Source organism: Actinotignum schaalii (genome assembly GCF_028864145.1).
In the GTDB taxonomy this organism is placed as follows: domain Bacteria; phylum Actinomycetota; class Actinomycetes; order Actinomycetales; family Actinomycetaceae; genus Actinotignum; species Actinotignum schaalii_B.
Genome location: NZ_JARBHJ010000033.1, coordinates 19,898 through 31,337, shown reverse-complemented (window position 1 = coordinate 31,337; position 11,440 = coordinate 19,898). Strand labels below are relative to the sequence as shown.

The window sequence follows — 11,440 nt, the reverse complement described above, 5'->3', positions numbered from 1 at the left end:
AAAAAAATTTTTATTTAAATGCCAAGTTTTTACAAAAAAGGGGGGGGGTGGGCCGCCCAAAAAACCCCCCCCCCGCCCCTCTTTACCCGTGTACGCGCCTCGACCATGGAAAACACGCGCACACGGAGCACTTACTCACCCCGAGTTACCCCGGGTGAGTCTGGTTGGTTAGGCGCGCTTGCGGCGCACGAGCCACACACCACCAACAACCAGACCCGCGGCTGCGAGAGCAGCCAGGGTGATACTGGCGCCAGTGCGGATCAGCGAGGGAGGAGCCGGCGGCGTCGGAGGTGTCGGAGGTGTCGGAGGCGTATCTACGCTCACCGTCTGAGCGGAATCCTTCAGATCGTGATGGACCGAGATGGTCTTGCCGTCTTGGGTCACGGTTTCGAAGACCACGACTTTCTTGCCCGCGAGCTTGCTCGCATCGAAAGTGATGTCAATCGAGGCGCAGTCGTTCGCGGCCGCTGGAATAAACTTCGAGGTAACCGTCACCGGCTTGCCGTCCTTGTCGAGCAACGCATCGCCGTTATCCAACATCAACGCGGTCGTAATTTCATACTCGGTACCCGGCACCAACGTGCCGGAAACATCGCACACCTTGTCCGTAATCACGGCGTTAGGCACCGGCGCGATCACCTTGTCACCATCGCTCTTGTCGGTCGCGGTGGTTGCCAGCTTCGAGAACGTCACCGTCTGATTGAGATCGTTGATGTCGGCGTGGACAGCGATTTCACGACCATCCTGCGTCAGCTTCTCAAACGCAACCGTCTGCTTACCCGCAAACAGGCTTCCGTCCACTGTGAATACGACAGTGGCGGTGCCGTTCGGTGTCTCCGGCACAAACACAGCCGTGGAAACAATCTTGGTGCCGTTTCCGTCTTCGAGCGGCTTACCGGTTGCCTTATCCATCAGAGTTCCCTCAAGCACGTATTCCTTACCAGGCTTGAGATTCTGGTAAGAGACCGTATCGACAAGCTCCACCTTGTCGGTATTCGGCGCCACGTGCGTGTTCTCATGCGTCAAAGTGGTGTGAATCGACGGCTCAGGGGTGATGGTGAATTGCTCCGTCACGTCCTCGACGCTCGTCGTGAGTGGCTGGACGCGGTCATCACCAGCAAACGACGAAACGAAAACATAGGTGCCCGGCAGATTTTTACCATTAGCGTCTTGCTTCACCAACCAGGAAATTTCACCCACGCTGGGGTAGAAGCCGTTGCGGGCGGGAATTGTGACCGTTTCGCCGATCTTTTCTGCCCTATCGCGGTTGGCCTCGGTAACGGCAAGGCCGTGGGGGAAGAACAACACCTCATGCGAAATGGTCGCGGTGTCGGCCTTGAAACCCATCCCACCCGCGAAATCCGGATGATTAGCAGGGAGTCCCGTCACCCACACATCATCGACCAAATAGGTACCCGACTTGGTGTCGCGGATAGACAAGGTGGAGTCGATCTGTGCGGGGTAACGCACCGACGTGGTCTCGTCCGGCAGGCCAAACTGGTCGGCCCACCCTGGCTTAATCCACTTCGCGGAATCCGCGGGCTGGTCTTCAGCCTTGACTTCCCAAACCCAGGTGACAAACCCGGCCTTTACTGTGGGCTGCGAGAGCGTGGCCTTGATCTGGCCCGGCCCATTAGCTACGACCGTGACAGATTCAATCAGCTCCGCACTGGCCGGCACAGAGTCCGTGGTGGTCGGGAGTTCGGTCGGGGAAACATAATATGCGCTCGCCCGGTAGGTCACCGGCACGAAGGTGCCTTCATCAAACGACGCGCCAGGCGCAACGATGCGTGTCCATTCACCATCCCGATAAGCCGGGTCGGCCTTAGCCTCGAACGTATCGGACAACATTGTGCCCTTGTCGATTACTTTCGCGTCAGCCACGTTCGAGGTGCCGAGGGGGCGGAAGTCGAAATTCTCTGATGTCGTTTCTGCTTCCAGTCCGTAAGAATCCGCCCAGTTCTGGTGAATATACTGGCTGTTCGCGCCTTGCTTGGCTTTATCGACCGACCAAACCCAGCTCACGTAACCACGCTTGGGTGTGGTTAGCTTCGCTTCCAGCTTCTGGCCCTCACCCGTGGCTGTAACGTCCACGCTGCCGAGGACTTCGGCACCTGCTGGGATGGTGGTGCTGGTGGTGGGCTTTTCACGGCCCGCCCAATACGCGGTCGCGGTATAAACCACAGGAACCGGCTGGTTGTTTACCTGCGTCCACTGCCCATCACCATAGGACTTATCAACCGATGTGGTGAGAGTGTCCGAAATGGTGCCGTCAAGGTTGATCTCCTGGCTGGCGGCTTGGCTGGTGCCGGTGGGTTGGAAGTCAAAAATCACACGCCACGACGGCCCAGGCCCTGTGATGGTCTCAGGATCGTTCGCCGGTCGGTTGCCGTACGTGATCATGTCCTGGATGGAGCCATCTGAGCCGTACTTTGTGAGAGTCGTGCGGAACTTGGTTTTGTAAGCGTAATCCGCTTGAACAACGCCATTACCGCTGGCTTTCCATTCGAGAGTGATAGGGCGATCTTGTGTAACGCCCTCCCATACCGTGCTGCCGCTCTCCTTGAAAACGGCAGGCCCTGTGAGCGTGATTTTTACGGGGATATTGGGAACCCAAAAATCAGCGTTATCAGGATGAATACCGATGTTGAATAGCTTTCCCTCGCGTTGGCTCTCACCCTCTACGCGGCCGGCTTCGTAGCCGACGGCGGCACTGTTACGGGCCTCGGCAACGTATTGAATGGCTCGTGCCCACACGTCCGGCTGTTGGGTTTGCGTTGCCCCGGCGATTTCATGAGCCACCGAGGCGGTGTTCTCGAAGTTCGCGTGCATGAGCAAACCCAACGCCGCGAGATTTTCGTTATCTGTGGTGTTGCCCTGGTACTTGTTCAAAAGCCAAGCGGCCTGCGGTGTCGTGAGCGCCAGCTCGGGCACGTGCTGCGCGGAATCCGTCAAGGTCGCAATTGAAGTCAAATCATTCGGCCCCGGGTCGGCCTTCTTCCCATCAATACACCACTGAGGCGAAGCATCAATCCCTACCCCGCCAATCTGCGGAGTCTGGTTAATATGCGGCCCAAGCCGCAAAGCACCCGAGGCATTGATACCGATGAGGTCAATGCCGCGCCCAACCGTGGAATCGTAAGCCGCCATGGCACTCCCGCCAAGCAAGCTTGAAATTATCAGAGTAAATACCGCAAGGAGCGCGGCAAGCGTCCGGCCTCCTGGCCGGGCATGTGTGGTCGCTGCCATAATGGTAACGAGTCCTTTCTATATCGAAATGTTTAAGGTCATTGCGAAAAACTGGAGGGATTCACCGGCTCGGTGCTTGTTGGCGCAAGCACCGAGCCACCTTTTGGTTTTAGGGGCATTCGTAAGTCCAGCTATTGCCATTGGAATCCGTACCCGCGCAGAAATTACCTCCGGTCGAGGTGTCTACCCATCCGTCATTGTCAGCAGGGGCAGGCTCGGGAGCTGCGGGAGCAGGTGCTGGCGCCACCGGAGCCGGCGCAGGAGCTGCCTCATAACCAGAATCCGAGTTGTCGCTCCCCCACGAAGACGACACCGACGACGAAGACGCTGACGAGCCAGCCGAAGAAGCGGCCTGTTCGGGCTGGACTGCCTGGTCAGGCAACGCAACCGTCCCGATAGCGGCGCGAGTCTTATTCATCGCATCCTCCAAGTCATGAATCTGGAAACCCAAAGCCGCAACACGCTCTTGAACCTCACGCCACCGCATCTCACCGTGCTTATCTCGCACCCGAGCGCATTCTTCCTCTAGGCCGGCTGCTTTCTGGTTCATCGAGGTGATAATCCCACCATCAGCAACCTTGCCAGTCGCCTCACCAGCGAGCTGACGCGCTTCGCCCAAGACCTTCTCACACCGCTTCAAGACCGAGGTACCGTCCTCGCCCTTACCAGTCACATACCGAGTGACCTTCTTAGAGAAAGCCTCATCGAGTTCGGCCATCTTGGTTTCGAGTTCGCTACCCCACCCGCGCAACACGCTCACACGCTCGGAAATAGCGGTCGCAGCCGCGCGTGCCTCCTTAGCACCAAGAGTCTCGGCCTTGCGAGCATCTATAGGCTTGGCCAGTTCGCCCTCAATCGAGGCACGCAACTCAAGCGCCCTAAAACAGCTCTCGGGATTACCCCCGTCGTTAGAGCACTGGACAGGCTGGAAATCAACCGTCTTGATCTGTTCCTCCAGGGAGGTCTTCACTTCCGCATACTCCGCCGCCGCTCGCGTGTAGTCAGCACGGGCATCCTTAGTGGCCGATACCCCACGCAAATACAGCGCGATACCGACGATGAGCGCGATAGCGATAATTCCTATACCGGCAAGCACATACGCCTTCCGGTTCTTGATTCGGGTGATGTCCATGGTCTGGTTCTTCCTCGTAGTTTGCTTCTTCTCTTGTCTCTAATGGTGCCTTACCGTTACGACACTTTAAACACCCCGAAGCGTGTTTATGCGTTCGCGTATCGCGCGGAGGTTTTCCTGCCCGCCAACCTGGGAACCCACGCCACTCTTAGTGTCTGGTGGCTGGCGGGCAGGAAGACTAAACACCGCCAGCGAGGCCGCGCCCGGCTTTTCTTCTGGAGCCGGCGCTACCGGCGCGGGCGCTGGTGGTTGTTTGGTGCCGCGTGGCTGTTTAGACGCAATATGCCGGATCCGATAAATCACCAGACCCACTGGATTCTTCGCGTCCGCCGGGAATGGGTTGTTATTCAAAGCGTTGTAGATTGCGTGTTTCGTCCAGCCGTGATCGAGTGCTTCCTCGAGATACCCGGTGGCACGCTCACGACCCACCCCTTTCAGCAGATTCGCTAGCGGTGCGGGTACACACTCATCCACCACATCAACACCCGCAGGGACTTCGCGGCGTTCCCGACGCTCACGCACCATCCCCTGGCCCGTGCCGGTTGTGCTTGCGGTATCTGCCGACGCGGCTGCTGTGGCTTGCGTTGGAGAGGTTGTCATGGGAGTATCCGAGATCACCACCCGACCATCCGCGCCCCGGAACCGATAACCCGCGGCTTCCAGCTCCGAGAGGGCTTTACGGGTGCGGGCCTCACTCAAACCACGCCCCGCCAGTGCCCGATAACCCGCCGAAGCATTCTCACCCAGCCCCAGGCAGTAAACCGCCAACGCTAGAGCATCAAACGAGAGCCGCTCATCTTCCAGCAGTGCCTTGGGCACGCCGACGACACTGCGTTCAACGTGTGTGTCCATAACAACCTCCCTCCAAAAACCTCAAAAACCTAGTGTGTGGCTACCGCTACCGTTTGGGGTAGTTCGGCCAAGATCATTTGCCGCCACGCCCGAGAAAGCCGCGGGTCATCCCGAATCCGAGCCTCAAACACCCGAGCCTCACCCGGCGCAACCCTTTGCGCCTCGGTGAGCAGGCCGGTGAGTTCGTCCATCGAATACCCCCGCGCCGCCCGCTGGTTGGTTACTGGCGGGGAGGCAGCGATCTGGCGAATCCGATACGCCACCAAACCCCCAACATTCCGGACATCGCCCGGAATCGGGGAGCTATTCAAGAGCCGGTAAACCTGGCTTGCAGTCCAGCCCGCATCTAACGCGGCCCGCAAATCACGGGCCACCACTTGCAAGCGTGAAGGAGCAATAAACCCGGCCAGGCGCTCGGGAACACAAGACGCCACCACAACCGCATCCCCCGCCGCATCCACGCCCGGCCCCTGTGGCGTCGTCGAGTCCGGCCCGGCAGGTGCTGGCGTGTGGGTAGCCACGACAGTGGCACCCACCACGCCTTGCTGGCTTGGGTCACCATCCACACCAACCACACCCAAACGAGAATCATCTGCTGGCGTTTCAGGCCGGGCTGGTTGGTTGGATTTAATCCCTTCTGAACGTAGTGAAGAAGGGTATTGGTTTAAGGGGTACCGCTCACCGACGGACGATAACCGGTACCCCGGAGAACAATCACCTGTGGATAACCCGGTGTCGCCAACAGACACCCCCACGGTAGCGTTTTGGTTTTGGCGGTTTTCCGCCACTTCACTCCGAGGTACCGGAACCGGTACCCCGGCCACACCACCTATGGATAACCCAGGCATGTCGCTATGTGTATTCTCGTCACTGGAGGCTTCGTCCGTGCCGTCGGCGATGGTGATCGGATGACCGTCCACGTCCAGCTGGACGACTTCCTCACCATCGGGCCGCGGGGATACACACGCCACCACATCGCCGCGCACACTCTCCGGAACTTCAAGAAAAGCTTCCTCAAGACTGATCGGCTCACTAGAAAGCACCGTGACCGTCGCGAATGTTCCACGCCCACCAGCAACACGGAACCGATACCGCAAACCGGCAACCTCGAGTTCTTTGAGCGCGGTAGATACCGCACGCCGGCCGAGTCCGAAATGCCCGCTCATCGAGTCCCGAGTCTTCGGAGCGTGGGGTGGCATCGAGAGCATATAGACGAACAAGCCGAGCGTCGGGGCAGACAAGCGCACGCCCCACACGACATCATTCGTCATCCAGGTGCCGCCGCGGTTTTTCCGGGTAACGAAGAGATCACTACTCACGGGTGTTCACCTCCCCCGCTGTTCGTGTTGAAGAATAGGGCTGGCTGGCCCTCTAGGAGTACCGAAGGCCAGCCAAGCCCGCGCGCCAATGGGAAGCGCGCCCCCAACCAACCCACGCATAATAGAAGAAGCAAACCAACTATCAGCGTCGATGGAAGGGAAGAACATAGAACTACTGGCGGTTACCATGGGATTATCTCCAGCCACTCGCTGAGATTTTCCGCAGCGATCTGCGAGGACGCGGGCGGGAAAACCGTCTCTCGGGTAAGGATGCCCGGCGACGTGAAAGCCGCGACCTTCAAGCATTCCCCACCAAGCCACGTACCAATGCAGGTGTCCGTGCGGTTCGCGACTATAAGCCCCACAAGCGGGTCAATCTGGGAGTGGGAAACATACACATCCTCACCCTCGCTAGCGTTGGGGCCAAACGCCGGAGTCGTGCGGTAAGCCAGGCCGCACACCAGCCACGGCAAACACCAACCCCACAGCTCCTCCGGGAGTGCGTTCAGGTTGTAGCCCAGGCGAATCTCGCCGCCCTCCACGCACACCTTAAAATGCTCAAGCACCCGACACGCTTTATCGAAGTGTTCTTCGGGTACGCAGTCCACATCGAAAGCTACATACACCCACGGGTCACACACCCGCATGCCCAGTTCTGGCGAATACACGCCCTCATCGCCGATATTCAAATTCCAGCACTGAATAACAACCGACTGCCCCAACTCCAACGTCGTGTCCATGAGGTGCCTACCCGAAAATTTCCAACTGGCCCGGCAGAGCCGCGCCTGACACCTCGCCGGCATTATCCGGCGAAGCATCCTCCGCAACCGGCGCAAGAATACGATCAACCTCCGACTTAGGGATGCGCCATTGGCCGGACGGAAGTCTTACGGCGCGGATATCGTTCTCGGAGCACCAGCGTGTGACAGTAGTACGGCTTACACCCATAAGAGAAGCAACTTCTCTCGTCGTCAAAATCCGTTTAGGCACCATACCCCCTAGTTGCGCTACGCTCATCTGGTTGCAAGCCTATATGGTGCGGCCAGATGCGTCAAGACGTGCCAGTTGCGCGTGATGCGACTGGATGGTACGCTATAGGCATGTCAATCGCCGCTGAAGAACTAAATCTCACGAGCGACGAGGCCGTTGGCATTAATGTCATTCTCTGGCTTCGCCGTCGCGGAAAACAACAAATGGAGCTAGCGAACTGGCTCGGGCTCAATAAGGCAAGTGTTTCGCGGAAAACTTTGGGTAAAACTCCATGGTCAGTGCAAGACCTTGTTTCTACCGCAGCTTTTCTGGATGTGCCTATCTCCGCACTTCTTCCCGACTCCGTTGTAGAGGAAGAGCAAAAGAAAAAGGCCCGCACATCCGAAGATGCACAGGCCGTTCAGAGCCACCTGAGAGAATCGAACTCTCGACCTATTCATTACGAGTGAATCGCTCTGCCGACTGAGCTAAGGTGGCACGCTACCTGCGGCTAGCCACGCGCGCGGCCAGTTCACAAGGCAACAGATGCATACTACCCGGCCGGTGCGCTGGCACGCAAACCCGGACACCGTGAGCTAGCGAACGTTGAGAGCGGGGTGGGGCCGCCCTGCGGCAGGAGCGGCGTCGTCGCAAAAAGTAAAGGAACGGAAAGAAAAGTGTTGCTCCCCGGAGCGAGAGTCACATGAACTCGCCTCGGGGAGCAACATGGGGATTACAACATCCCCAGATGAGCACACCGACCACCACAACCGGCGGCTCAGGCCTATAAAGTTTTTCGACGATCAGCCCTGCTCGAAAGCCTATTCAAGCCCGGCCGCGTCAGCACATACAAGCATAACGCCCCGCTGCTAAGGGAGCAAAGAATTGCGTTCCCTATTTATGTGTACAACTTCACTACGGCACCGTAACATCGTGAAATATGCAGTAATTCCATGATGACCTGGGACGATAGGCCGATAATACGCACCTACCCCGGCTATCATCACCACGCTAGCGCGCCGGGCAATTCAGATTTTCCGGAACCGCCCCGGTGAGGTAAAACTGCCGAATCGGATCGTCAATACACCGCCCCGCGGTCCCGAAGGCGGTATGCCCATCACCTTCCCAGGTCACCAGCACGCCGGATTCCAAATCCTCAGCGAGCGACTTCGCCCACGCCTGCGGGGTAGCCGGATCGTACTTCGTGCCGATCACGATAATGGGCGCCGCGCCGGCTGCACGGAAGGGCCCCGGATTATCTTTCGCCTGGGTCGGCCACACCTGGCACAGATCCGAACCCGCGTAAGCATCCCCAAGCAACGGGCCGCCCTTAGTGGCCCGCGAAGCTTCCTCAAGCTCCGCATCCGTGGCGGGCCGATAATCCGCACAATTAATAGCCCAATTCGCCTCCGTGGAATTATCCAGGAAATGCCCGTCGCCCGGATCGCGGCTCTGCCCGGTTAGGGCGATGAGCTGGAGAACCGTGCCCTTATTCTGCTTATCAAACTCGGAAATACCCTCCATCAGCACCGGCCACAGCATCTTGCTGTAGAACGGAATGGTAAATGCTGACAGGGCCTGAGCTCCCGTGAGCGGCATACTCGGGTTCCCGGTGGGGATGGGAGTGGCGATTGCGGCGTCGATAATACTGCGCATATGCGCGATGCCTTCATCCACGCTCCCTTTCAACGGGCACCGTGAGCCTTGCTCCTGCTGGCACCATTCCACGAAACGGCGCGCGGATTCTTCGAAACCACGCGTTTGATCGGTGGCGAGGCGGGCCGTTCCCAGGGTGGTGTCGACGGCGCCGTCGAGCACCATGCGGCCTACCTGAGCAGGGAAAAGATCCGCATACTGCGCCCCGAGGAACGTGCCGTACGAGTAGCCCAGGTAGTTGAGCGAACGATCCCCTACCAGGTGGCGCAGCACATCCAAATCCCGCGCCGCCGAACGGGTATCGACATACTTGAGGTATTCACCGTTTTTCTCCTTGCAGCGCTGCGCCACCCGCTGCGCATCCGCGGCTTGCTTAGCATCCGCCTCCGGATCAGAATCCGGGTAGGTAGTATCCACGAGCTGCTGCAATTCCGCATCCGTGAAACAGGTAATCGGGGTGGACTCGCCCACCCCGCGCGGATCAAAACCAATGACATTATATTTTTCGACGACATCCGCACCCAGGGAAATCGAGGCCGTGGGCAATAAATCAAGACCCGAACCACCCGGGCCACCAGGATTAATAAAAATAGAGCCGACGGCGCTACCGCTCGCCTCTTGTTTACGCATCGATAATTCGATGGTCGCCCCCTCCGGATCCTCATAATTCATGGGAACCTGGACGCGAGCGCATTGATCTTTACCGCAGGAGCTCCATTCCACCCGCTGCTCATAGAACCGGGCGAGCTGCGCCGGGTACTCCGGCAGCGCACCGGTGGAAGTATCGGGGGTGCCGCCACGCACCAGGGCATTATTGGCACACCCGGAGACTAAAAGCAGCACGGCGCCGAGAGCAGCAAGAGTTCTTTTCACGTGTCTAGCGTACGGGAGCAAGCTGGTAATAGGCAGGAGGCCGCGGTAATTTCGCTAGCCGTGCAATTACTGCATATTCGCGTCCGAGGCATTGCGCGGGTGCACACACTCTGACACACTGAATGTGATGCTCACTACACGCCTTCGGAGTATCGCGGCCGTTTATCTTCAACGCCACTGAACGGTGTCCACTGGCGCCTCCGTGAAAGGCCGCGGATGCAAGGGGCGTGCCGGAACGTCCCGGCAGGTAGATGGGTATCACGTGCGCGCTATGCAAGCGTGCTCATACAAAGGAGGAAGAATGAAGGCTATTCGCTACTACGGCAAGGAAGATGTCCGGCTTGAGGATATTCCTGAACCTGAACTCCAGCCGGGAACCGTGAAGATTTCCCTGGCATACAACGGTATTTGCGGCTCTGATCTGCATCTGTATTTTGATGGAGTCATGCCACCGGCTCCCTCGGCCGATGAACCGCACCCCCTTTCCGGGGAAACCCTTCCGGTGGTTTTCGGTCACGAATTTTCCGGTGTGGTCGATGAAGTCGGCGCGGGTGTGACCAAGGTGAAGGCCGGGGATCGCGTTGCCGTGGAACCCTTTATGGTGTGCGGGGAATGCCCGGCCTGTAAGAAGGGCATGTACAACCTCTGCGAAAAGATGGGATTCATTGGAATTTCCGGGCGCGGCGGTGGCCTGGCTGAGAAGATCGTAGTGGAAGAACGCTGGGTTCATAACGTTGGTGATATTCCGCTGGACCAGGCCGCTCTTATTGAACCGCTCTCCGTTGGCCATCACGCGGTCGCGCACGCTGGCGCCGCTTTCGGGAAGGCTGCAGGCAAGGTCGCCGTGGTGGGCGGGGCCGGACCTATCGGGCTGCTCACCGCCGCGGTTCTCAAGGCCTACGGCGTGAAAACCATCGTTTCCGAGCCCTCCGAAATTCGCCGCGCGAAGCTCACGGAAGTGGGGGTTGCTGATCTTATCGTCAACCCGGCGGAAGAAGATCTGCTGGAGAAGGTGAAGGAATTTACCGACGGCGTACTCGCGGACTTCGCTTTCGATTGCGCCGGCATTGCCGCGGTGGCCGATCAGCTTCTCAGCGTGCTCACCACCGGCGGGCACCTCGAAGTGGTGGCGCTGCACGTCCATCCCTTCGAGCTGGATCTTATGGGCGCCATTATGATGCCCGAACGCTCCATCAGCGCGTGCATTGGCTACTGTGATGATCACGAACCGGCCATCAAGCTGGTGCAGGAAGGCAAGGTCAACCTGGAGCCGCTCATCACCTCGAAGATCACCGCTGATCGCATTGTCGAGGATGGCTACCAGCGCCTGCGGGGCAACCCGGGCGAGGTGAAAATCCTCGTCTCAATGAAGTAACCCGATGAAATAAGG

The 11,440-nt window shown here is 58.6% G+C and carries 9 protein-coding genes and 1 tRNA gene; 2 read left to right on the top strand and 8 right to left on the bottom strand.

The window, feature by feature from the left end:
* Window positions 1–168 precede the first annotated feature (168 nt).
* The 6 genes from PWJ82_RS07745 to PWJ82_RS07720 form a co-directional block, all read right to left on the bottom strand.
* Window positions 169–3,150, bottom strand: coding sequence for a VaFE repeat-containing surface-anchored protein (locus tag PWJ82_RS07745; protein ID WP_257960057.1), 2,982 nt, complete (start codon window positions 3,148–3,150; stop codon window positions 169–171).
* A 208-nt stretch (window positions 3,151–3,358) separates the two neighbouring features.
* Window positions 3,359–4,381: a hypothetical protein gene (locus tag PWJ82_RS07740; protein WP_101657614.1), complete on the bottom strand. Its 1,023-nt coding sequence runs from the start codon at window positions 4,379–4,381 to the stop codon at window positions 3,359–3,361.
* A 66-nt stretch (window positions 4,382–4,447) separates the two neighbouring features.
* On the bottom strand, window positions 4,448–5,233 hold the full coding sequence (locus PWJ82_RS07735; protein WP_101657613.1) for a hypothetical protein: 786 nt from the start codon (window positions 5,231–5,233) through the stop codon (window positions 4,448–4,450).
* 29 nt (window positions 5,234–5,262) lie between these two features.
* Complete coding sequence (locus PWJ82_RS07730; protein ID WP_145989820.1) at window positions 5,263–6,552, bottom strand: hypothetical protein; 1,290 nt, start codon at window positions 6,550–6,552, stop codon at window positions 5,263–5,265.
* 182 nt (window positions 6,553–6,734) lie between these two features.
* Window positions 6,735–7,292, bottom strand: a complete 558-nt coding sequence (locus PWJ82_RS07725; RefSeq protein ID WP_101657611.1) for a hypothetical protein — start codon at window positions 7,290–7,292, stop codon at window positions 6,735–6,737.
* Window positions 7,293–7,299: 7 nt separating this feature from the next.
* Window positions 7,300–7,569, bottom strand: a complete 270-nt coding sequence (locus tag PWJ82_RS07720) for a MerR family transcriptional regulator (RefSeq protein WP_101657610.1) — start codon at window positions 7,567–7,569, stop codon at window positions 7,300–7,302.
* Between the two features lie 29 nt (window positions 7,570–7,598).
* Between PWJ82_RS07720 and PWJ82_RS09620 the strand changes: the two genes are divergently transcribed.
* Window positions 7,599–7,991, top strand: a complete 393-nt coding sequence (locus PWJ82_RS09620; RefSeq protein ID WP_145989824.1) for a helix-turn-helix domain-containing protein — start codon at window positions 7,599–7,601, stop codon at window positions 7,989–7,991.
* Here the strand turns inward: PWJ82_RS09620 and PWJ82_RS07715 are convergent.
* Window positions 7,947–8,019 (bottom strand) — tRNA-Thr (locus PWJ82_RS07715). The genes PWJ82_RS09620 and PWJ82_RS07715 overlap by 45 nt on opposite strands.
* A 513-nt stretch (window positions 8,020–8,532) precedes the next feature.
* Window positions 8,533–10,050 (bottom strand): alpha/beta hydrolase, encoded by a 1,518-nt coding sequence (locus PWJ82_RS07710; RefSeq protein ID WP_274734375.1) that lies wholly within the window; start codon window positions 10,048–10,050, stop codon window positions 8,533–8,535.
* A 301-nt stretch (window positions 10,051–10,351) separates the two neighbouring features.
* Here PWJ82_RS07710 and PWJ82_RS07705 point away from each other — a divergent pair, with 301 nt between their 5' ends.
* Complete coding sequence (locus PWJ82_RS07705; RefSeq protein WP_274734374.1) at window positions 10,352–11,425, top strand: 2,3-butanediol dehydrogenase; 1,074 nt, start codon at window positions 10,352–10,354, stop codon at window positions 11,423–11,425.
* Window positions 11,426–11,440: the final 15 nt, after the last annotated feature.

What these genes read in the sequence shown, in the direction of transcription:
- PWJ82_RS07745 (WP_257960057.1), bottom strand. Translation starts at nt 3,150, where the DNA reads ATGGCGGCTTACGATTCCACGGTTGGGCGCGGCATTGACCTCATCGGT.
- PWJ82_RS07740 (WP_101657614.1), bottom strand. Translation starts at nt 4,381, where the DNA reads ATGGACATCACCCGAATCAAGAACCGGAAGGCGTATGTGCTTGCCGGT.
- PWJ82_RS07735 (WP_101657613.1), bottom strand. Translation starts at nt 5,233, where the DNA reads ATGGACACACACGTTGAACGCAGTGTCGTCGGCGTGCCCAAGGCACTG.
- PWJ82_RS07725 (WP_101657611.1), bottom strand. Translation starts at nt 7,292, where the DNA reads ATGGACACGACGTTGGAGTTGGGGCAGTCGGTTGTTATTCAGTGCTGG.
- PWJ82_RS07720 (WP_101657610.1), bottom strand. Translation starts at nt 7,569, where the DNA reads ATGAGCGTAGCGCAACTAGGGGGTATGGTGCCTAAACGGATTTTGACG.
- PWJ82_RS09620 (WP_145989824.1), top strand. Translation starts at nt 7,599, where the DNA reads ATGCGTCAAGACGTGCCAGTTGCGCGTGATGCGACTGGATGGTACGCT.
- PWJ82_RS07705 (WP_274734374.1), top strand. Translation starts at nt 10,352, where the DNA reads ATGAAGGCTATTCGCTACTACGGCAAGGAAGATGTCCGGCTTGAGGAT.